Source organism: Plantibacter sp. M259 (genome assembly GCF_006065115.1).
Taxonomy (GTDB): Bacteria; Actinomycetota; Actinomycetes; order Actinomycetales; family Microbacteriaceae; genus Plantibacter; species Plantibacter auratus.
Window position 1 is genome coordinate 2,462,475 of sequence record NZ_CP040750.1, and the last position, 21,244, is coordinate 2,483,718.

Genomic DNA, 21,244 nt, shown 5'->3' on the forward strand with positions numbered 1-21,244 from the left:
TGACAGCCCTTCCGCCAGGGGACCTGGCGCGAGTACGGGGAAGTGGGTGAGAGCGGTGATGATCACGCGGTGTGCGTCGTTCATGACAGCCCTTCCGCCAGGGGACCCAGCGCGAGTACGGGGAAGTAGGTGAGTGCGGTGATGATCACGGCGACACCGGTGAGGAGGCCGACGAACTGCGGCCGGTTGGTCGGGAGCGTTCCGGCCGTCGAAGGGACCCGGTCCTGCGCGGCCAGCGAACCGGCGAGCGCGAGGACGAGCACGATCGGGACGAAGCGGCCGAGGAGCATCGCGACGCCGAGCGCGGTGTTGAACCACGGGGTGTTCGCGGTGAGTCCGGCGAAGGCGGAACCGTTGTTGTTCGCGGCGGAGGTGAAGGCGTAGAGGACCTCGGACAGTCCGTGGAGGCCCGGGTTCCAGATCGACGTCGTCTCCACGTCAGAGCGGACGCCGGGGATGGCGAAGCTCAGTGCGGTGCCGGCGAGTACGAGGGTCGGCGTCACGAGGATGTACAGGCTCGCGAGCTTGATCTCCCGTGGGCCGATCTTCTTGCCGAGGTACTCCGGGGTCCGGCCGACGAGCAGCCCACCGATGAACACGGCGATGACGGCGAGCACGAGCATGCCGTAGAGGCCTGAGCCGACGCCGCCGGGGGCGATCTCGCCGAGCATCATGTTGATCATCGGCATCATGCCGCCGAGCGCCGTGTACGAGTCGTGCATCGAGTTGACGGCACCCGTCGAGGTGAGCGTCGAGGTCGAGCCGAACAGCGTCGAGGCGAAGACGCCGAAGCGCTGCTCCTTGCCCTCCATCGCGCCGCCGGCGGCCATCGGTGCTGCTCCGAGGCCGCGGGCTTCGAGCGCCGTGAGGATCGAGAACGAGGCGAGGAAGATGACGCCCATGACCGCGAGGATCGTGTAGCCCTGCTTGTGGTCGCCGACCATGCGGCCGAAGGTGCGCGGCAGGGAGAACGGGATCGCGAGCATGAGGATGTTCTGGACGAGGCTCGTCCACGCGGTCGGGTTCTCGAAGGGGTGCGCGGAGTTCGCGTTGAAGAACCCGCCGCCGTTCGTGCCGAGGAGCTTGATGGCCTCCTGGGAGGCGACCGGTCCGCCGGGGATGGTCTGCGTCGCGCCCGTGATGGTCGTCACGTCGGTGAAGCCGTTGAGGTTCTGGATGGTCCCGCCCGCGATGAGCACGACCGCCATGACGACGGAGAGCGGCAGCAGCACGCGGAGGGTGCCGCGGGTGAGGTCGACCCAGAAGTTGCCGATGGTGCCGCTGCGGCGACTCGCGAACCCGCGGACGAGGGCGATGGCGACGGCGATGCCGACGGCGGCGGAGACGAAGTTCTGCACCGCGAGGCCCGTGAGCTGCACGGTGTACCCCATCGTGACCTCGGGGGAGTACGACTGCCAGTTGGTGTTGGCGACGAACGACGCGGCCGTGTTGAACGACAGGCCCTCGGGGACGGCGGGGAGGCCGAGTGCGAAGGGCAGGACGGCCTGGGCGCGCTGCAGGGCGTAGACGAGGAGGACGCCGACGAGCGAGAAGGCGAGCACCCCGCGGAGGTAGGCCTGCCAGGTCTGCTCGGAGCGGGCGTCGACACCGATCACGCGGTAGAAGCCGCGCTCGACGGCGAAGTCCTTGCCGGAGGTGTACACCCGGGCGAGGTACTCACCGAGCGGACGGTAGAGCAGCACGAGGACCAGGACGAGGGTCGAGACCTGGAGGATCGCGAAGAGGGTCTGCATCAGAACCTCTCGGGTTTCACGAGCGCGTACACGAGGTACACGACGGCGGCGACGGCCAGGACGGCGGCGAGGAGTTCGAAGACGATCACAGTCTCTCCACTCCCCGGGCGACGAGGCCGACCAGAGCGAACACGGCGATGACGCCGAGCACGTAGACGAGGTCGAGCAAGAGGACTCCAGTGGGTGCGTGGTGCGGGTGCGTGGTGCTGCGTCCCGTTCGGGACAGCTCAGAGCCAACACCCGTCAGCGACCTCAGACGGCGGTCCTCACGGTTTCCATACGCCTTCCGCGTCGATCCTCACGACCTCCCTACGGAGTGGTGTTGTCCACAGGCCGAATGCCGCCAGGCTCCTCGGCACGTCTCCGTCCGTTACGCTGGAGTCATCATGATCAGCCCGTTGCCGAAAGGCGCGGGCTGATTTTCTGTTCCGGCGTCGAATCCCCGGGCTCGAACGCCCACGCGCGGGCGGGGTTGTCGCGGGTGATCGTCGACACCGCTTCCGCGCCGAGGGCCCGCGCCAACTGCGGTGCGACGGTCGTCAGGAGCGCGGCCGGACCGTACTCCTCCGGCCGCGCGCGGGACGTAGCTGTGGTCGTGTCGGCGCCGAGGAGCAGCGCGGGCAGGCGCCCGTCGTCGATGAGGAGCTCGAGGACCCGCGCCAGTCGAGCGGGGTCCATCGGGTGGCCGGGCGACGGCGTGTCGAGGCACACCCAAGCGCCGGAGCGAGCCGCCTCGAGGATCTGCTCGACGTGAGGGTTCCGGCCGAGATGCCCGAGGACGATGGACCTCGGGTCCACCTCGTCGGCGTCCAGCGCCGCCAGGACGAGGTCGGCCGCCGCTCCCTGCTCGAGGTGCACCGCGATCGGCGCACCGGTGGCGTGATGCGCCACCGCGGCCGCCCGCAACGCGTCCCGCTCGTCCTCGGTGAGGCGGTCGGGGCCGACACCGATCTTGATCAGTCCGCACCCGTGCCGGTCGACGTCGTCGACGAACGCCGCTGCGAGCTCGTCGGCCGAGCGCGTGGGTTCCACAGCACCGTCGGGGTAGACGCGTCGCAGATGACGTCCGGTCGCCGCCACGACGTGGACCCCGTCGATGCACTGATCCGCCGGAGCGCCGGGAGGCCGCGTCCGAGACCTCGAGGCGTCCACTGGACGACGGTCCTGCCGCCCGCCGCTGCGAAGCGCTCGACCGCGGTCGTGGCGTCAGGCTCGTCGACCAGGTCCTCACCGGCCAGGACCGGTGTCCGCAGGAAGAGGTGGTCGTGCGAGTCGACCACGCCGGCCGTGGCCGGGTCGATGTCACCGAGCACCGTGCGGATCACCCGGGTCTCGAGCGGCACCCGGGTCATCGGGCGTCGGCGTCGCGGTCGGTCGCTGCTGGTCCGGCCGCCGGCTCCGGCTCGGGGAGGAGTCGCAGGGCCGCCATCACCCGGGGCAGCCCGACGTACGGCACGAGGTGGACGAGCGCCTCCGCGAGCTCCATCCGGGTCATCCCGATGCGGAGCGACGTCGTGAGGTGACCGCTGAGTTGCGGGTCGACGCCTCCGAGTGCCGTCAGCGCGCCGATGATGAGTAGTTGTCGGTCGCGCGGGGTCAGCCCCTCGCGCTGGTAGGTCCCACCGAACACGGCGCCGACGATCCACTCGTCGAAGCCCGGCGCCGCCGCATCGACCGTCGCGCGCCAGGCCGCGGTCGTCGTCTCGTCCTGCAGCTCCGCCAGTCGTTCGCGGCCGGCCGCCACATCGAACACCTCGTGCATCGTCGCTCCCTGCATCGTCGCTCCCTCGTTCGTTTCGGCTGTAACGGTTGACACGTTACACTCGAACCATGACCACCGAGACCGACTTCCGCTTCGACGGCGGAGCCACCTGGCTGAACCTGCTCGCCACGCAGGGGCAGCGCTTCGGAACGCGGCCGGTGGAGCGGATCGGGACGCCCGAGGCGGGGCGGCGGTGGCTCGGCCTGGTCGGGTTCGGGGTGGATGGCGAGCTGAGCGCCGACGACCTCCATCGCCTCGTGCGGCTGCGGGAGTCGCTCCGCGAGCTGGCGATGGCGTCGGTCGCCGGGCGCGAACCGGCCCCAGACGATCTCGCGCAGGTGCGTGGGCACGCGTCGAGGTCGGCCGGAGCGCTGTGGAGCGGTCCCGCTCCGGATGGCGTCCCGCTCGACGCGGCGCTCGCCGGAATCGCCGTCCAGGCGCTGGTGATGCTGCAGGGCCCGGACCGGGAGCTGTTGCGTCAGTGCGCCGAGGTCGACTGCCGCTGGGTGTTCCTCGACACCTCCGGCAGGCGGCACTGGTGCCCGTCGCCGGCCTGTGCCAGTCGGGGCCGGGTCCGCGCCCACCGCGCACGACAGGGCGCCCCGAGCGCTGACTGATTCGGGACGCCCTGTCGTGGGGCTGGCGGGTTCCGCGGACTCGGCGTGGGCCGACGGACCACGCCGGCCCGGCGTCGCCTACTTCAGCGGTCCGAAGGTCGCGTCGATGTCGGCGAGCTCCATCTCCGCCGTCGCCTGGATGAGCGCGAGGAGGTCCTTGTCGGCTCCGGGGGAGAACTCCTCGAACCGCTCGGGTGCGATCGTCGAGGGCACGCCTTCGGGAGCCTGCTCGCTCGCGTCCAGCTCGGTGCCGTCGTTGGACGGCGACATGCCCTGGAAGATGCGGCCGGCCTCGGACTGCCCGGCGAGGTCGAAGGAGAACTGCTTGCTCTGCAGTCCCTGGTCCACCAGCAGCTTGACCTCGGGGAACTGCTCGGCGTTGGTCTTCGGGATCGGCAGGGAGTTCTTCCAATTGACCCCGAGGGTCTCGAGGGCCTTCGCGTAGGCGTTCTCGTGCGCCTGATCACGGACGATCAGGTAGGCGATCGTCGAGCGGGCGGTCTTGTTCGACGTCATCTCGTACAGCCGGCACTTCTGCAGGCGACCGGTCGACTCGAGCATGAGGTTGTACAGCAGGTCGAGGACGAGGTTGCCGGAGTTGTAGACCCAGCTCCCGTTCCACGGGTTGCCGGCCGCGTCCACCGGCATGGCACCCTGCGCGGCGACGAGGTAGTGGTGCGTGTTGACCTCCGACAGCGCGATCGACAGCGGTGTCGCGCCGCCAGCCCCCGGCTGGTCCACCGGGTCGGTCTGCTTGCCCTGGTAGGCGGGCGACCCGTCGAGGAGGCGGGAGATCGTGGTGCCGATGAGCTCGACGTGGCTGATCTCCTCCGTGCCGATGCCCTGGATGAGGTCGCGGTACGGCTTCCCCGCCGGCCCGCGGAAGTTCATGGCCTGGAAGAGGTACTGCATCATGGTGCGCATCTCGCCGAACTGCCCGCCGAGGCCCTCCTGCAACGCCGCCGCTGCCGCGGGGTCCGGCTCGTCCTCGGCGATCTCGTTGATGAACCGCTGCACGTGGAAGTACATGGTGTTCCTCTCTGATCGGAGTCCCCCGGAGCCGTCCGCCCCGAGCGCTCACCATCAGCCTGCGCCGGTCATCCGATCCTCGTAGGGTGTGTGATCTCGGCGGCGAGAGGCGTATAGTCCCGCGCGCGTCGCGATCAGTCCGAGCGCGCGATCCCGTCGCGGAGGGCGACGAGGTGGGTGCGGCTGCGGTCGAACGCCGCGGCGGCATCGCGATCCACGACCGCCTGCACGATCCGCTCGTGGACGAGCTGGTCGTGGTCCGTCCCCGGCTCGCCACTGAGGCGGAGCATCTGGATCATCGCCTCACGGCTGCGCTCGGCGAAGGTGTCGAACAGTTCGGTGAGGATCTCGTTCCCACTCGCGGCGACGATGCTCCGGTGGAGTGCCGTGTCGGCGTCGACCCGCCCCTCGATGGTCACGCGATCGGCGTTCCGATGGGCCAACGCTGCCCGGATGGCGGTCAGGTCGGACGCCGTGTGGCGTTGCGCGGCGAGGGCTGCCGCTTCACACTCGATGGCGATGCGCGCCTCGATGACCGAGCCGATCGCGGTCCGCAGGACGAGCGCGTCCCAATCCTGGACCGGCGTACGCGACCGGAGGAAGTTCCCCGATCCCTGCCGGCTCGACAGCACGCCTTGGCCGGCCAGCTGGCGGATTGCCTCGCGCATCGTCGATCGGCCGACGCCGAGCTGCGGTGCCAGGGTCGTCTCGCCGGGCAGCTTCTGGCCGATCTCCCACTCGCCGGCCTGGATGCGCTGCAGGAGCAAGCGTGCGACCTGGTCGGAGAGCGATTCACGGTGCACGGTGTCCATGTGTCGATCATAGTCCTCAGCTTGTCTGACAAGCTGTGTTAGCGTTACCGCGTGATCCCCGCAGACTCCCGACTCTCCACGCCCGCCGGCCCTGTCCCGTCCTCCGCGCCGAGCTGGAATCGCCAGCGCCACTCGCAGATGCCGTCCCACCGGTACCAGGACCTGTACTCGCGGGTGGACGTCCCCCTCCTCGACCGCACTTGGCCGTCGAGGCGACTGACCGAGGCGCCGCTCTGGGTGCCGGTGGACCTGCGCGATGGGAACCAGGCCCTCGCCGAGCCCATGGACCCCGAGCGGAAGCGGGCGTTCTTCGAGCTCATGGTCACGATGGGGTACAAGGAGATCGAGGTCGGCTACCCGTCCGCCTCGCAGACCGACTACGACTTCGTCCGTCTGATCGCCGAGACCGACATCGCTCCCGATGACGTCACGATCGTCGTCTTCACGCCCGCCCGTCGTGACCTGATCGAGCGCACCGTCGAGTCGATCCGCGGGATCCGGAACCCGGTCGTCATCCACCTGTACACCGCGACGGCGCCGCTCTGGCGGGAGGTCGTCCTCGGACACGACCGCGACTCGCTCCGCGCGCTCATCCTCGCCGGCGGCTCCGACGTCCTCGAGTTCGCGGGCGACCTCGACGGGGTGCGGTTCGAGTTCTCGCCGGAGGTCTTCAACCTGACGGAGCCGGACTACGCGCTCGAACTCTGCGATGCCATGACGACCCTCTGGGACGCCTCGCCTGACCGACCGGTGATCCTCAACCTGCCCGCGACCGTCGAAGCGGCGAGCCCGAACGTCTACGCGGACCAGATCGAGTACATGCACCGGAACCTCGACCGGCGCGACGCCGTCATCCTGTCGGTCCACCCGCACAACGACCGCGGCACGGGGATCGCGTGTGCCGAGCTCGCGGTCCTCGCGGGCGCCCAACGGGTCGAAGGGTGCATCTTCGGCAACGGCGAGCGGACCGGCAACGTCGACCTCGCGACCCTCGCGCTCAACCTGCACGCGCAGGGCGTCGACCCGATGATCGACTTCTCCGACATCGACCACATCCGTCGGGTCGTCGAGCACAGCAACCGGATCGAGATCCACCCGCGCCACCCCTACGTCGGCGAGCTCGTCCACACCGCGTTCTCGGGGACGCATCAGGATGCGATCAAGAAGGGCTTCGCCGAACACCGGGCACGGGCCGAGGCCACCGGCAGTCGCCCGGAGGACCTCCCGTGGCGCGTGCCCTACCTGCCGGTCGACCCCGCGGACCTCGGCCGGAGCTACGAGGCGGTCATCAGGGTGAACTCGCAGTCCGGCAAGGGCGGCATCGCCTACCTGCTCGAGCGCGACTACGGCATCGAGATGCCCCGTCGTCTCCAGGTCGACTTCTCGCGTCGTGTCCAGCAGCAGGCGGACGAGACCGGTCGCGAACTGGACGCTGAGGCGCTGCTCGCGGCGTTCGAGCGCAGCTACCTGTCGGCGACGCCGTCTCGGGTCGAGCTGCTCGAGGTCGATGTGGCGACGAGCGGCGAGACCTCGCGGACGACGATCGGTCTCCGGATCGACGGGGACCGCCATGAGGCCACCTTCGTCGGCATCGGTCCGGTCGAGGCGGCGACCCGTCTCCTCGCCGACCACGGCATCCCCGTCGAGATCGTGTCCCTGCATCAGACCTCGCTCAGTGCCGGCAGTGGCGCCGAGGCCCTGACCCTCCTCGAGGTCCGCCGCGGCGCGGAGACGGTCTGGACGGCCGGGCGCCATCACTCCGTCCTCGAGGCATCGGTCCGCGCCGTCGTCAACGCCGCGAGCCGATAGTCGCCCTGCCCTACGCTGGGAGGCTGAGGGCGTCGAGGGGATCTGGATCAGTGGAACTGCGGTGGCTGACGGCGCCCGAACACGAGGTCGCCGCGGCGATGGCGGACGAGCGTCGTTCTGGCCGGTCCAAGTGGGTGCCCACCGGGCGGAGGGTGCTCTTCCATCTCTACTTCAGCCTCGTCCTCTGGTACCTCGCGATCGCCCTCGTCTCGGTCGGGGTCAGCGTCGACGAGTATCACGACCGTCGCGTCGAGGCCGATGACGTCGTCGGCCTGGTCGTCATCGTGCTCGTCCTCGTCGGGTTGCTCGTCGGTGCCTGGCTCCTGTACCGCTGGTCGCGACGTCCGCCGTCGCCGAAGGCGCGCCTCGCCGAGTGGCGACGCCACCTGACCGCGGTTGCCAACGGCTTCGAGGAGGAGCCGAAGGGACGGGCGATGTTCTCCTCGCTCATCACCACGACAGGGAAGTACAACAACGCCTTCATCAGCACGCCGGGACCACAGGTGCAGTCCCACCCGCGGTTCGTCGGCGACCGGGTCGAGTTCGGCAACCTCGTCGACGACGTGAAGCGGTCGCGGGACTGGCACTACCTGACCGTGCAGCTGCCGGCTCCGCTCCCGCACCTCCTGCTCGACGCGACGACGAACGACACCGTCCGCAGCGACCTGCCGCCGGGCCTCGACCGGGGGCTGCGCATCTCCCTCGAGGGCGACTTCGACCGCTGGTTCCGCGTCTACGCACCGTCCGGGTACGGGACGGACGCGCGATACGTGCTGACCCCCGACGTGATGTCGTCGCTCGTCAGCACCGCGGCGTACTACAACGTGGAGATGGTCGACGATCGGGTCGTCTTCTTCAGCAGACCGGCCGCCGACTTCTCGTACGCCGCCCCCTGGGTCGCCATCGACGCGATCCTCACCGACCTCGTCCCGCGTCTCATCACGAGGGCCGAGCGGTACCGCGACGAACGGGTGGCTGGACAGGACGCGGAGAGCGTCCTCGAAGCGGCGCGGGACGCCATGGAGGCTGAGCAGGTCTGGACCCGGAAGGAGACGGTCGTCGGCGAGGAGGGTCGGCGCCTCACCGTCCGGGCGCGCTTCCATGCGATCTGGGTGGCCGTCGGTGCGGTCAGCTGGCTCGTCACCCGCACGCTGCTGTACATCATCCCGGGAGCCTTCGCCTTCGCGGGGTTCATGTCCGTGGTCGACGGGCGCTAGCCGCGACCGAGTCGCCCGAATCTGCTCGGATCCACGCCGAAATCGGACAGATCCGGGCGACTCAGCGGGCAGGGTCGCGGAACATCCGGCGATGCATTCGCGTTCGCATCGGTGTGACCCTCACCGCGACCCCTCCAGCGTCGACGATCGACACCTTCGATCGCGCGCTCGCGAGCCTGGAATGGACGATCCACGGCACCGACCGCGACCGCCTCGCCGCGGGCACACCGCTGCGACGCGCTCACACGGCGTCCGGCTTCGTCTACCTCTCCAGCGGACGCGTCCGCCTCACCGCCGCCGACGGCACCCGCGACCTCGACGCCGGCGACCTCGTCTTCTTCCCCCGCGCCCACGCCACGACGGTGCTCGCGCTCGAGGACGCCGAGCTGCTCGACGTCGCCTTCACCCCGCCGGGTCAGCGCCAACAGGTGGCTGAGACCCTGCCCGAGCACCTGTACGTCGCCGACTTCGCCGGGCAGGAGCCCTCGATGGTGGCGCTCATCGCAGGCATGGGCTGCCCGCAGGCGGCTGGTCGTCCGCGGGCGGGCGACACCGTCATCTGCAGTCGCATCGCGACGACCATCGTGTCGGCAGCGCTGCGCACGTGGAACGAGGCCGGCTGCGCGCCGGATCGCTGGCTGCAGCGCATCGGCGACCCGCACATCGGCGCGGTCCTCGACGCCCTGCACGCCGAACCGGGGCGACCGTGGACCTTCGAGACGCTCGCCCGCATCGCCATGATGTCGCGGTCGGCGTTCGCCGAGCGGTTCCGCGAGGTCGTCGGGCACACCCCGCGCGCCTACCTCACGACCGTTCGCATGGAGACGGCCAAGGGGCTCATCCTCACGGGCGACGCGACGGTGGCGGAGCTCGCCGGCGCGCTCGGCTACGTGTCGGAAGACGGCTTCGCGCGCGCCTTCCAGCGGTACACGGGCCTGACGCCGGCCCGCTGGCGTGTCGAGGCGGCGCTCGCCGCGTAGATGCTCGGCCGGGCAGTCTTCTGCCTCACCGCGCGGTGCGCGCCGACCCGAAGACGATGCCGCCGACGATCGCGGAGATCGCCGCGACCGTGAGCGCCGGGACGATGCCGACCGCGTCGACGAGCAGTCCACCCGCTCCGGCACCGACGGTGATCGCGAGCTGGAACCCCGCGACGACGAGTCCGCCACCGGACTCCATCCGGTCGGGGACGAGCCGCCCCATCCACGTGCTGAGGGTCGTGAGCCAGGCACCGAAGCCCATGCCCCAGGTGGTGATCGCGATGGTCACGATCCAGGGCTGCCCCGGGAACAGGGTCACGAGCGCGATCGAGATGCCGATGAAGGCTGGGACGACGTAGCGCAGGGCCGCCAGGTGGCGGTCGACGAGGAGCCCGATGACGAAGTTGCCCACCACGCCGCCGAGGCCGAACGCTGCGAGCAGGACCGCCACACCGGCCGCGTCGAGGTCGGGCACCCGCTCGATCGCGAGCCGGATGTAGGTGAAGGCGATGAAGTGGCCGAGGACGGTCAGGATGTGCCCCGTGAGGCCGACGCGGATGCCGGGGACGCGGAGCGTGTCGACGAGCGACCGCAGACCACCGCTGGACGGTGCCGGCGCGACGGGCGGGAGCACGAGCCGCAGTGCGACGGCCACCACCGCGGTGATGACCGCGACGCCGGCGAAGATGAGGCGCCAGTCCATGACCGAACCGAGGTAGGTGCCGACCGGGACACCGGCGACCGTCGCGACGGTGGTGCCGGTGTTCACGAGCATGATCGCCCGACCGAGGTGGTGCGGAGCGGACAACCGGGCGGCGATCGCGATCGACATCGCCCAGAACGCGCCGAGGGCTGCGCCGAGTAAGAGTCGGGCGATGAGCAGCATCACGAAGTCGGCGGAGATCGCGACGAGCGCGCTCGACACCGCGGCGGCCGCTGCGAGCAGGACGAGCAGGAGGCGACGGTCGAGTCGCGGGACGAGGATCCCGATCGTCGGTGCGGTGAGGAAGCCGATGAACGCGGTCGCAGTTACGGCCTGACCGGCCTGGCCCTCGGTGATCCCGAGCGACGAGGCCATCGACGGCAGCAGACTCGGCGGCAGGAACTCGGCGAGCACGAGCACGAAGCTCGTCGCCATCATGACGGCGACGGCCGCCCAGGCGGTCCGCGTGTGCGGAGCATCGGACGCGGCTGTGTTCGTTGTGGGGACCGAGCCCGTTCGTGGAGCGTCGAGCTTCTCGTCTGTCGTCATGGCTCAAGCCTGCCCGAGAGGAGGCGGTCGCATCCGACCTCCCGTCCACTCGACCCGACCGCTAGTCCACCGGAGGCGCCGTGCCCTGCCGAGAGTCGCCTGGGACGATGGTCAACAAGTTGCACTGAGTGCATCGGTGCACGTAGTGTACCCACGTGTCCACCACCGCCCCCGCCGAGGATCGACGCGCCGCCCTCCGCGCGCGCCACCATCGCGCGATCCTCGACGCCGCCCGCGTCATGATCGCGGAGCAGGGCATCGCCGGGTTCAACGTCGACGTCATCGCCGAGCGCGCCGACGTCTCGCGCCGCACGGTGTTCAACCACTTCTCCTCGATCGACGACCTCGTCACCACCTCCTGCACCGAGGAGCTGGCCGTCGTGATCGAGAGCTTCCGGTCCGCCGTCAACGCTCGACCGGCGGGCCCGGGGTCGCGCGTCTCGATGTTCGAGGACGTCGCCGCAGCGCTCCGCACGACCGACATCCCCCGCGTCATCGCCTTCCTCTGGAACGCGCTCGGCGGCTTCGCACCCGACGACTCGCGCCCGCAGCAGCTGTTCCAGGCCACCTTCTCCCGCACCACCCAGGAGCTCGCCCACGAACTGGCCGAGCGCAACACCGACGTCGACGAACTCGAGGCCGGCTTCCTGGTGTCCTCCCTCATGCACGGCGTCGAAGTGCTCGCCCATCACTGGATCGCGAGTACCGGCGCCACCACGGACGATGAAGCCCGTGCCCTCTGGACCGACCTGCTGGAACGGCTCATCGCGAGCGTCCGCAGCGGCTACACGTCCACGCACTGATCCGCTTCCCGCTCCGTCCCCGCACACGTCACCAGCACCACCTCCCGAAGAATCGAGACTCCCTTGGCTGAACTGCTGTATCGCCTCGGACGCTTCTCCGCGCGTCGCGCGTGGGCCGTCCTCATCTCCTGGATCGTGATCCTCGGCATCTCGGTCGGCGCGTTCCTCGCGTTCGGCGGCACTCTCTCGAGCGCCGTCACCATCCCGGGCACCCCGACCGCGAAGGTCACCGACCAGCTCGAGGAGTCGTTCCCGAGCGCATCCGGCGGCACCGGGGCGATGGTGTTCCACACCAAGGACGGCGACGCCTTCACCGACAGCCAGAAGACCGCGATCGGCGAGCTGCTCGACGAGACGGCCGATCTCAAGGGCGTCGACTCCACGGTCAACCCCTTCGAGACGCAGGAGACGATCGCCGACCAGGCGAAGCAGATCTCCGACGGCAAGACGCAGATCGACGACGGCCGCACCCAGCTGACCGACGGCCAGACGCAGCTCGACGCCGGACAGCAGCAGCTGACCGACGCGCAGACCCAGCTGAGTGCCGCGCTCGCCCAGGCGCAGCAGGCCGCCGGCGGCACGCTCCCGGCCGCCGCACAGGCCCAGTTCGACGCCCAGCAGACCGCGATCACGCAGCAGCAGACGGCGCTCGACGCCCAGCAGGCCACCATCACCGAGAACCTCGCGAAGCTCGACGAGCAGAGCACGAAGCTCGAACTCTCCTCCCAGCTCCTCGACCTCTCCTCGGGTATCCGCACCGTCTCGACCGACGACACCACCGCGGTCGCGAACGTCGTCTTCGACAAGCGTCAGCAGGAGGTCACGCCGGAGACCAAGCAGTCGGTCATCGACCAGGTCAAGGAGGACGTCCCGTCGGGCGTCGAGGTCGAGTTCTCGAACGAGCTCGCGCAGAGCCTGCCGCAGCTGTTCGGCGTGGGTGAGGCGATCGGCCTCATCATCGCGGCGATCACGCTGCTCGTCATGCTCGGCACGGTCATCGCCGCATCGCTCCCGCTCGTCTCGGCGATCGTCGGCGTCGGTGTCGGCGTCACCGCGTCGCTCTCGCTCTCGGGCGTCGTCGACATGCTCTCGATCACGCCGGTGCTCGGCGTCATGCTCGGGCTCGCGGTCGGCATCGACTACTCGCTGTTCATCCTCAACCGGCACCGCAAGCAGCTGCTCGCGGGCGTGGAACTCCACGAGTCCATCGGCCTCGCGAACGGCACCTCGGGCAACGCGGTCGTCTTCGCCGGATCGACCGTCCTCGTCGCGCTGCTGGCACTCAACGTCACGGGGATCCCCTTCCTCGGCCTGATGGGCACCGTCGGCGCGATCTGCGTCGCCGTCGCGATCCTGCTCGCGGTCACCTTGACGCCCGCCCTGCTGTCGCTGCTCGGCCTCCGCATCCTCAGCCGGAAGGCACGCGGCAGCATCGGCACGCCGCGCCCGGACGCCGTCCCGACCAAGCCCATGGGCACGCTGCGGGCCGTCGGCACGCTCGTCGCCGGACTCGTCGTGCTCGGCGTCGTCGCGATCCCCGCGCTCGACATGCGCCTCGGCCTGCCGGACGGCAGCTCGGAGGCCGTCGACTCGACGCAGTACCAGTCCTACACGCTCATCGAGGACAAGTTCGGTGCCGGCGTCAACGGTCCGCTGCTCGTCGTCGCCACGCTGCCCGACGCCGCCACCGACGAGGAAGTCCTCGAGGAGCAGGTGCGGATCGGCCAGGAGATCGCCGACCAGGACGACGTGAAGGCCGTCGCGCCGGTGGGCGCCTCGGACGACAACTCCGTCCTCGCCTTCCAGGTGATCCCGAAGGAGGGCCCGAACGCCGTCTCCACGGAGCAGCTCGTCCGCGACCTGCGCGACCTCTCGCCACTGTCGGGCGACGTCGAGCTCGGCGTGGCCGGCAGTGCGAGCGGCAACATCGACGTCTCGAAGCAGCTGTCCGACGCGCTCCCGCTCTACCTGGCGCTCGTGGTCGGCCTGTCGCTGATCATCATGATCCTCGTGTTCCGCTCGATCCTCGTGCCGCTCACGGCGACGCTCGGCTTCATGCTGTCGCTCGCGGCGACCTTCGGAGGCATCACGGCGATCTTCCAGTGGGGCTGGCTCGGCCCGGTGTTCGGCGTGCACGACCCGGGACCCATCCTGAGCTTCCTGCCGACGATCCTCATCGGCATCCTCTTCGGGCTCGCGATGGACTACCAGCTGTTCCTCGTGTCCGGCATGCGTGAGGCGTTCGCCCACGGTGCCCCGGCGCGCCTGGCGGTCCAACGCGGGCTGCACGCCGGCCGGACGGTCGTCGTGGCGGCGGCGATCATCATGATCTCCGTCTTCGGCGGGTTCATCTTCTCCCACTCGGCGATGATCCGGTCGATCGGGTTCGGGCTCGCGTTCGGCGTGCTCGTCGACGCGTTCGTCGTCCGCATGCTCCTCATCCCGGCGGTCATGCACCTGCTCGGGAAGAGCGCCTGGTGGATCCCGAAGTGGCTCGACCGCATCCTGCCGAACGTCGACGTCGAGGGTGCCGCGCTCGAGCGCAGCCACCCGCATGACACGGGTTCGGTCGCGACCGCCCCGTCGAGCGGTGAGCCACGGAACGCGGTCGACGGCGCGGAGACGGCGGCCCTCGGTGCCGGCGTGACCGCGGGGACGGCCGCACACGTGGCCGCACCGTCGAGTGAGCTGACCCGTCGGGAGGCGGCGGCCGCCGCCGAGCGGACGCACCCGGCGCACGTGCTCACGACCGACCCCGACCAGGCCGACCAGCAGGTCTCCCGGGTGGAGCCCGGGCTCGACGTCATCGTGCACCCGGCGACCGCCGGTGTGCAGCGCGTGGCCGTCGGTGCCTACGTCATCGCGGTCGACGCCGACAACGGCACCGCGGTCGTCGAGCCGCCCGTCGGTGGCGTCGTGGTCGTCCGCGCGCCGAGGTAGCGCGGTCTGCCCGGTCCCAGAGCTGCGCCGCACTGAGCCTGTCGAAGTGTCGAAGGGCGGGGTTGGGCCTTTCGGTCCCTGAGCCTGTCGAAGGGCGGGGTTCGTCCGGGTGCATTTCGACAGGCTCAATGACCGGGACTACTCGGTCCCTGAGCTTGTCGAAGGGCGGGGTTCGTCCGGTTGCATTTCGACAGGCTCAATGACCGGGGTCAGGGCTCAATGACCGGGGCGGGGAGGCGGCCGGTGGTCGCCTCTCCGTTACGGCTGCAGGCGGTCCACGATCCAGCCGCCGTCGGCCGCGAGGTAGCGGAGGCGCCGGTGCATGCGGTCGCGACTGGCGTGCCAGAACTCGACCATGTCGGGGACGAGCCGGAACCCGACCCACGTGGTCGGCCGCGGGACGTCGTCACCCTCGCGCTCGAGCAGCTCGTTGGCCTGCGCGATGAGGGCGTCGAGGGTCTCCTCCGGGCCGTCGCGGAACGGCGTCGACTGGTGGGCGACCGCCGTCGCCGCTCGTGACTTGGGCGAGCGGTCGGCGAACAGCGCGTCGGACTCCTCGTCGCTCAGCTGCTCGACGCGGCCCTCGAAGCGGAGCTGCTGCATCGTCTCGCGCCAGTACACCTGGAGGGCGGCGCTCGGGTTCTCGGCGAGCTGCCCGCCCTTCCGGCTCTCGGTCGAGGAGCCGAAGATCAGGCCGCGATCGTCGAGGGTCTTCACGTCGACGGTGCGCGCGCTGACGACGCCGACCGAGGTGGCGGTCGCGAGGGTCATCGACCGGGGTTCGCTGACGTCCCGCTCGATCGCTGCGGCGAGCCACTGCTGAGCGAGCAGCATGGGCTCGGCGGGCGGGGTGTCGAACTCGGGCAGCTGCAGGGTGTCGTCTCCGGAGAGGGGTTCGGCGCTCATGTCGCGAGCCTACCCGCGTTGCCCTCGGTCCCGACGGCTGGGGCGTCGGCACAGTCTCCACCGGAACCGTGGTGTCCGGGCACATGGTGCACGGCCAGGCCGCGGGCTAGCCTCGGAACGCCCACCAGGGAGCAGGTTCGAGGAGAGTGAGCACCGCATGCCGTACACCGACACCGACGACGTCTCGATCTACTACGAGGTGGAGGGCGACCCCGCCGACCCGGTGATCGTGCTCATCGCGGGCGGCGGTGCGCAGCTGCTCACCTGGCGAGACCCGTTCCGGGCCATGCTCGTGGAGGAGGGCTTCCGCGTCGTGCGGTTCGACAACCGCGACGTCGGTTTCTCGCAGCGGTTCGGTGGCGAGACCGACCTCGACGGCGGGTACTCGCTCGGCGACATGGGCGACGACGTCCTGCGGGTGCTCGACCACCTCGGTGTCGAGCAGGCGCACCTCGTCGGGCACTCGATGGGCGGCATGATGGCGCAGATGGTCGCGCTCGACCACCCGGAGCGCGTGCTGAGCCTCGGCCTGCTGTCCACGATCCCCGGCCAGGACCCGCGCTACATCCTGCACGGTGAGCGGCCCGAGCTGCTGATCGAGCCCGTGCGGTACACCCGGGAGGAGTCCGTCGCCGCGATGGCGGAGCTCGCCGCACCCGTGCCCGGCGCGCGCTACCAGCCGGACACGGCCTGGGAGGTGTGGGCGACGGGGGAGGCCTACGACCGCGGGTACGCGCCCGAAGGGTTCAGCCGGCAGTGGGCGGCGCTGCTGCGTGCGCCCGAGCGACTCGAGCGGTTGCGCGACGTGACCGTGCCGACCCTCGTGCTCCACGGTCGCGAGGACGACGTGCTGCACTGGTCCTCCGCCGTGGACATCGCCCAGGCGATGCCGGCGGCCGAGCTCCACGTCCTCCCCGGCATGGGGCACCTCATCCCCGCCGAGCTCTGGCCGACGCTCGCCGCGGGCATCGTCCGGGTGGCGAGGAGCTCTGAGTCCCAGGGCTGACCGGGCACCGCTCGGCTACGGCATGCCGATGAGCCGCACCCGGCAGGCGAGCTCGGCCGCGAAGCGCACGTCGGGGTCGGCGAGGTCGAGTTCGAGCGACTGCTCGATGCGCCGGATCCGGTAGTTCACCGCGTTCGGATGCAGGTTCAGCTCGGCCCCGGCACGCGCCAGCGAGTTCCGATGGCTGAGGTAGGAGAGGAGCGTCCGCACCGAGATCGTGGCCCGCTCCGGCCCGAGGGCGTCGAGCGGCGAGAGGATGTCGTCGAGGAGCGTCCGGCTGAGCGGTGAGGCGTAGAAGTCGAGGAGCACCCGCCGCAACCCGGTGACGTCCGTCGCCTCCATGGTGCCGAAACGACCACCCGCGATGGCTGCTTCCGCCGCGACCCGCGCCTCGGTCGCCGACTGCCGGAGCCCCGCCGCCCCGCTCTGCGGCGTCCCGAGCCCGACCGTAAAGGTCCACTCCGGCCCCGCGATCGTCGCAGCGTGCGCGACGATCCGCTCCATCACGTCGCGCAGTCGCCGCTGGTGGTCGGGTGCGCCGAGCTCCTCCGAGGAGATGACGACGATCTCGTCGCGCCGCATCGCGAGGTGCCACTGCTCCTCGCGCTGGTCGACGAGTTGCAGCGCGAAGAGCTCGACGGAGGGTGCGAGGACGGTGGGTGCCCGGCGGTCCGGGTCGCTCGCGTGCTTCGGGGTCAGCCACGCCACCGCGTGCGACAGCTGGAGCGGCAGGCCGGCCCGGACCGCGTCCATCGCGAAACCGTCGATGCGGGACGACTCGGCGAAGATCAGCTCGATGATGAGCTCCGCCCGCGAGCGAACCGAACCGAACCGTCCGTGCAGTTCCCGTTGCAGGGCGCGCGAGAGGACGGAGGCGATGACCGGGAGGGCGATCGCCGCGGCCGGGTCGTCACGCTCGGCGTGGACGCGGCCGATCGGGATCTCGCCGATGCACACCGCGTCCGGCTCGAGCCAGCTCGCGCTCGCGTCCTCGACGAGCGTGACCGGCACCCCGAGCGTCGTGCTGGCGACCTCGAGGATCGCCTCCCGCACGCCGACACCCGACGTCTGCTCCGCTTCGGCCGCGGAGGCGCTGATGACCCGCTGGATCGCGAACTCGGCGCGCGACATCGCCTCCTCGGCCCCACCGCGGATCGTGCGGTCCATGAGCACGGCGAGGTCGGAGGCGATGCCCTCGCTCATGATCACCGGCAGACCACCGCGGTCCGCGAGGGCCCGCGAGGTCTCGGCGACGGGGAACGCACCGACGAACACGAGGCCGGCGCAGCCCGCGGCGATGGCCCGGCGGATGGCGATGTCGACCTGGTACGGCCTCGGGATGGCGCCGTCGGGCGTCGTCACGATGGCGATGGCGTGCTCGGTCGCGTCGTTCAGCTCGTCGAGCGCGAGGATCTCGACGCCGGTGACCGGCACGCCCGCGGGGGCACCGGCGACGCAGCGGGCGCCGAGATGCTCGGCTTGGAGGATGACGTCGGCGACGGTGACTTGGGCCATGAGCACATTCTGCCCCGATTGTGTGGGCCGCGGGAACATTGTCGTGCTTCCCGGCCCTGCCTACGCTCGGTACATGTCAACGAACCACCCCGCTGCACGCTCCGCAGCGTCGGCCACGCCGATCACCAGCATCACCCTGGCCGACGTGCCGGCGCTCGCCGCAGGATGCGCCATCTTCGGCACCGGTGGCGGCGGCGCGGTGCAGACCCCGCAGCTCGGCGTCGAGATCGCCCTGGAGCAGTTCGGCCCGGTCCCCGTCAAACAGGTCGCCGACCTCGACGCGGACGACGTGGTCGTCGCCATGTCCGGCATCGGCGCCCCGTCGGTGGGCTTCGAGATGCTCGGCGCGAGCGGCCAGGCCGAGATCATCGTGGAGGAGATCGAGCGCCTCACCGGCAAGCGCATCACCACGATCATGGCGACGGAGATCGGCGGCAGCAACGGCGTCGGACCCGTCGGCTGGGCCGCGAGCCTCGGCCTCAGCATCCTCGACGCCGACGGCATGGGACGCGCCTTCCCGGAAGCGCCGATGACCGCGATGAACGTCGCGAACCTCCCGCCCGGGTACGCGGTCCTGAGCGACGTGATCGGCAACGTCTCGATCCTGCGGCCCGTCAGCCTCGCCTGGCTCGAGCGCCACGCCCGCGCCCTCACCGTGGCGAGCGGCGCGATCTCGATCGGCGCCAACTACGTCATGGACCGTGACACCGTCCGCGGTGCGGTCATCGAGGGCAGCGTCAGCCGCGCCGTGCAGGTCGGGCGCCGGCTCCTCACCGCCACCGACCCCGTCGGCGCGCTCACGGACGAACTCGGCGCGTCCCTCATCACGGGCGGCAAGGTCGTCGACATCGAGCGCCGCACCGAGGGCGGGTTCACCCGCGGCTCCGTCACGGTCGAGGGGATCGGCGAGCACCGCGGTCGCCTCACCCGCGTGGAGATCCAGAACGAGAACCTCGTCGTCATGGAGGACGGAGCGGTCATCGTCAGCGTCCCCGACCTCGTCACGATCGTCGACTCCGAGACGGGCGACGCGATCTCCACCGAGATGCTGCGCTTCGGGCAGCGGGTGAGCGTCCTCGCCTGGGCGTGCGATCCACTGTGGCGCACCGAGCGCGGCCTCGAACTCGCCGGCCCGCGCGCGTTCGGCTACGACCTCGACTACGAGCCGTTCGGTGTGAGCGCCGACGAGACCATTGGAGCGACCCGATGAGCGCCGGCACCAGCACCGTCACCGACACCTCGGGCGAACTCGCGATCGGCATCGACGTCGGCGGGACCAACACCGACGCCGTCGCGCTCTCGGGCACGGGCGAGGTCGTCTCGTGGACGAAGCAGCCCACCACCCGCGACGTCACCGGCGGCATCCGGGCGGCGCTCGCCGAGGTCCTCGACCAGCTCGGCGACGACCGGGGCCTCGTCACCCGCGTCATGCTCGGCACCACCCACGCGACCAACGCGATCGTCAACCGCCGCGACCTCGGTCGCGTCGTCGTCATCCGGCTCGGCTCGCCCGCAGCCACCTCGCTCCCGCCGCTCGCTGGCTGGCCGCGGGAACTGCGCGACGTCGTCCTCGCAGGGAGCATCCTCGCGGGCGGTGGCCATCTCGTCGACGGCTACCCGATCGCCCCGCTCGACCGCGACCTCATCCGCCGGGAGCTCGACGCCCTGGCCGGCACCTTCGACGCGGTCGCCGTCTGCGGCATCTTCAGCCCGTCGTTCCCCGAGCAGGAACTCGAGGTCGAGGCGCTCGTCCAGGACCACGTCGGGGTCGACATCCCGGTGTCGCTGAGCCACGAGATCGGCGCGCTCGGGTTGTTGGAGCGCGAGAACGCGACCGTCCTGAACGCGTCCCTCTACGCCGTCGCCCGCGACGTCACGAACGCGCTCACGACCGTCGTAGCCGAGGAGCGACTCGACGCGACCACGTACTTCGCCCAGAACGACGGCACGCTCATGGCCGTCGAGTACGCGGCGCGCTACCCGGTGCTGACGATCGGTTCCGGGCCGGCGAACTCCATCCGCGGCGCCGCTTTCCTCTCCGGTGCCGACAACGCGATCATCATCGACGTCGGCGGCACGACGAGCGATCTCGGCGTGCTCGTCGACCGGTTCCCCCGCGAGTCGACCCTGCCCCGCGAGGTCGGCGGCGTGCGGACGAACTTCCGCATGCCGGACATCCTGAGCGTCGGCCTCGGTGGCGGCACGATCGTCGACACCGCGACCGGCGTCCCGCGGCACGACTCGGTCGGCTACCGGCTCACCGAGGAGGCGCTGCTGTTCGGCGGCACCACCCCGACCCTCACCGACGCGGCCTCGCTCCAGTTCGGCATCGCCGACCGCGAGCTGCCGCCCCTCGATCGCGCGACCCGCCAGGCGCTCGAGCACGCGCTCGGCGTCGCCCACGAACGCATCGAGTCCGCCGTGGAGCGCATGTCGCTCGGCCGCACCGGCCTCCCGCTCGTCGTCGTCGGCGGCGGAGGATTCCTCGTCCCGGACGCCGTCCTCGGCGCGAGCGAGGTCCTGCGCCCGGCGCGCGGCAACGTCGCCAACGCCGTGGGCGCGGCCATCGCGCTCGCCGGTGGGCGCTCCGATCAGCTCTGCGACTTCGCCGACCGCGCAGCCGCCATCGAGGAGGCAGGACGCTCCGCGATCGAGAAGGCGATCCAGGCCGGCGCAGACCCGCGCTCGGTCGAGATCGTCGACGTGCTCGAGACCCCCGTCTCGTACGCGACCCGTCCCACCCTGAAGGTCTCCGTGAAGGCTGCGGGGCCCCTCGCCCGCATCGGCACGGCGACCCGACAGCGCATCTGACGCACCACCGCACCAGCACCGCTCTCCACCA

Annotated in this window: 19 protein-coding genes; 9 read left to right on the top strand and 10 right to left on the bottom strand. The window is 70.7% G+C overall.

Annotated elements, in window-relative coordinates; all coding sequences use genetic code 11:
* Positions 1-80: 80 nt before the first annotated feature.
* From kdpA to FGL15_RS11500, 5 genes are all read right to left on the bottom strand, one after another.
* The gene (gene kdpA / locus FGL15_RS11485; protein WP_138946139.1) at positions 81-1,754 is read right to left on the bottom strand and encodes a potassium-transporting ATPase subunit KdpA; all 1,674 of its coding nucleotides are present in this window, start codon (positions 1,752-1,754) and stop codon (positions 81-83) included.
* A complete protein-coding gene (gene kdpF, locus FGL15_RS11490; protein ID WP_056009336.1) occupies positions 1,754-1,843 on the bottom strand; it encodes a K(+)-transporting ATPase subunit F in 90 nt (29 codons plus the stop codon). Before kdpF ends, kdpA begins: the two co-directional genes overlap by 1 nt.
* A 301-nt stretch (positions 1,844-2,144) precedes the next feature.
* Positions 2,145-2,786 carry a hypothetical protein gene (locus FGL15_RS11495; RefSeq protein WP_240773518.1) on the bottom strand — a complete coding sequence of 214 codons (642 nt, stop codon included), beginning with the start codon at positions 2,784-2,786 and terminating at the stop codon, positions 2,145-2,147.
* Positions 2,711-3,106 carry a hypothetical protein gene (locus FGL15_RS20960; RefSeq protein WP_240773519.1) on the bottom strand — a complete coding sequence of 132 codons (396 nt, stop codon included), beginning with the start codon at positions 3,104-3,106 and terminating at the stop codon, positions 2,711-2,713. Before FGL15_RS20960 ends, FGL15_RS11495 begins: the two co-directional genes overlap by 76 nt.
* On the bottom strand, positions 3,103-3,531 hold the full coding sequence (locus tag FGL15_RS11500) for a carboxymuconolactone decarboxylase family protein (RefSeq protein WP_240773520.1): 429 nt from the start codon (positions 3,529-3,531) through the stop codon (positions 3,103-3,105). The genes FGL15_RS20960 and FGL15_RS11500 overlap by 4 nt, the downstream gene beginning before the upstream one ends.
* Before the next feature lie 53 nt (positions 3,532-3,584).
* On the opposite strand from FGL15_RS11500, the gene FGL15_RS11505 reads away from it, so the two are divergent.
* Positions 3,585-4,133, top strand: coding sequence for an ABATE domain-containing protein (locus FGL15_RS11505; RefSeq protein WP_138946141.1), 549 nt, complete (start codon positions 3,585-3,587; stop codon positions 4,131-4,133).
* 78 nt (positions 4,134-4,211) lie between these two features.
* Here FGL15_RS11505 and FGL15_RS11510 read toward each other — a convergent pair whose 3' ends face one another.
* Together FGL15_RS11510 and FGL15_RS11515 are read right to left on the bottom strand one after the other, a co-directional pair.
* Positions 4,212-5,162 carry a manganese catalase family protein gene (locus tag FGL15_RS11510; RefSeq protein ID WP_138946142.1) on the bottom strand — a complete coding sequence of 317 codons (951 nt, stop codon included), beginning with the start codon at positions 5,160-5,162 and terminating at the stop codon, positions 4,212-4,214.
* A gap of 134 nt (positions 5,163-5,296) precedes the next feature.
* Positions 5,297-5,974 (bottom strand): FadR/GntR family transcriptional regulator, encoded by a 678-nt coding sequence (locus tag FGL15_RS11515; protein ID WP_138946143.1) that lies wholly within the window; start codon positions 5,972-5,974, stop codon positions 5,297-5,299.
* Between the two features lie 138 nt (positions 5,975-6,112).
* Between FGL15_RS11515 and FGL15_RS11520 the strand changes: the two genes are divergently transcribed.
* The 3 genes from FGL15_RS11520 to FGL15_RS20580 all read left to right on the top strand — a co-directional run bounded on the left by FGL15_RS11520 (position 6,113) and on the right by FGL15_RS20580 (position 9,980).
* Positions 6,113-7,783: a 2-isopropylmalate synthase gene (locus FGL15_RS11520; protein WP_138947289.1), complete on the top strand. Its 1,671-nt coding sequence runs from the start codon at positions 6,113-6,115 to the stop codon at positions 7,781-7,783.
* Positions 7,784-7,833: 50 nt separating this feature from the next.
* Complete coding sequence (locus FGL15_RS11525; RefSeq protein WP_138946144.1) at positions 7,834-9,000, top strand: hypothetical protein; 1,167 nt, start codon at positions 7,834-7,836, stop codon at positions 8,998-9,000.
* Positions 9,001-9,113: 113 nt separating this feature from the next.
* Entirely contained in the window at positions 9,114-9,980 is an 867-nt protein-coding gene (locus tag FGL15_RS20580) for an AraC family transcriptional regulator (RefSeq protein ID WP_205858611.1), read from the top strand.
* A 25-nt stretch (positions 9,981-10,005) separates the two neighbouring features.
* Here FGL15_RS20580 and FGL15_RS11535 read toward each other — a convergent pair whose 3' ends face one another.
* Positions 10,006-11,232: an MFS transporter gene (locus tag FGL15_RS11535; RefSeq protein ID WP_138946145.1), complete on the bottom strand. Its 1,227-nt coding sequence runs from the start codon at positions 11,230-11,232 to the stop codon at positions 10,006-10,008.
* 155 nt (positions 11,233-11,387) lie between these two features.
* Here FGL15_RS11535 and FGL15_RS11540 point away from each other — a divergent pair, with 155 nt between their 5' ends.
* Positions 11,388-12,035, top strand: coding sequence for a TetR/AcrR family transcriptional regulator (locus FGL15_RS11540; protein WP_138946146.1), 648 nt, complete (start codon positions 11,388-11,390; stop codon positions 12,033-12,035).
* A gap of 63 nt (positions 12,036-12,098) precedes the next feature.
* Positions 12,099-14,975, top strand: a complete 2,877-nt coding sequence (locus FGL15_RS11545) for an MMPL family transporter (RefSeq protein WP_138946147.1) — start codon at positions 12,099-12,101, stop codon at positions 14,973-14,975.
* A gap of 258 nt (positions 14,976-15,233) precedes the next feature.
* Here the strand turns inward: FGL15_RS11545 and FGL15_RS11550 are convergent, their stop codons facing one another.
* Positions 15,234-15,881 carry a pyridoxal 5'-phosphate synthase gene (locus tag FGL15_RS11550; protein ID WP_138946148.1) on the bottom strand — a complete coding sequence of 216 codons (648 nt, stop codon included), beginning with the start codon at positions 15,879-15,881 and terminating at the stop codon, positions 15,234-15,236.
* 157 nt (positions 15,882-16,038) lie between these two features.
* Here FGL15_RS11550 and FGL15_RS11555 point away from each other — a divergent pair, with 157 nt between their 5' ends.
* A complete protein-coding gene (locus FGL15_RS11555) occupies positions 16,039-16,887 on the top strand; it encodes an alpha/beta fold hydrolase (RefSeq protein WP_168223382.1) in 849 nt (282 codons plus the stop codon).
* A 15-nt stretch (positions 16,888-16,902) separates the two neighbouring features.
* On the opposite strand, the gene FGL15_RS11560 is transcribed toward FGL15_RS11555, so the two are convergent.
* Positions 16,903-18,402, bottom strand: coding sequence for a CdaR family transcriptional regulator (locus FGL15_RS11560; protein ID WP_138946150.1), 1,500 nt, complete (start codon positions 18,400-18,402; stop codon positions 16,903-16,905).
* A gap of 73 nt (positions 18,403-18,475) precedes the next feature.
* Between FGL15_RS11560 and FGL15_RS11565 the strand changes: the two genes are divergently transcribed.
* A complete protein-coding gene (locus FGL15_RS11565) occupies positions 18,476-19,612 on the top strand; it encodes a DUF917 domain-containing protein (RefSeq protein WP_085512084.1) in 1,137 nt (378 codons plus the stop codon).
* Positions 19,609-21,213, top strand: coding sequence for a hydantoinase/oxoprolinase N-terminal domain-containing protein (locus tag FGL15_RS11570; protein WP_064296013.1), 1,605 nt, complete (start codon positions 19,609-19,611; stop codon positions 21,211-21,213). The genes FGL15_RS11565 and FGL15_RS11570 overlap by 4 nt, the downstream gene beginning before the upstream one ends.
* Positions 21,214-21,244 lie beyond the last annotated feature (31 nt).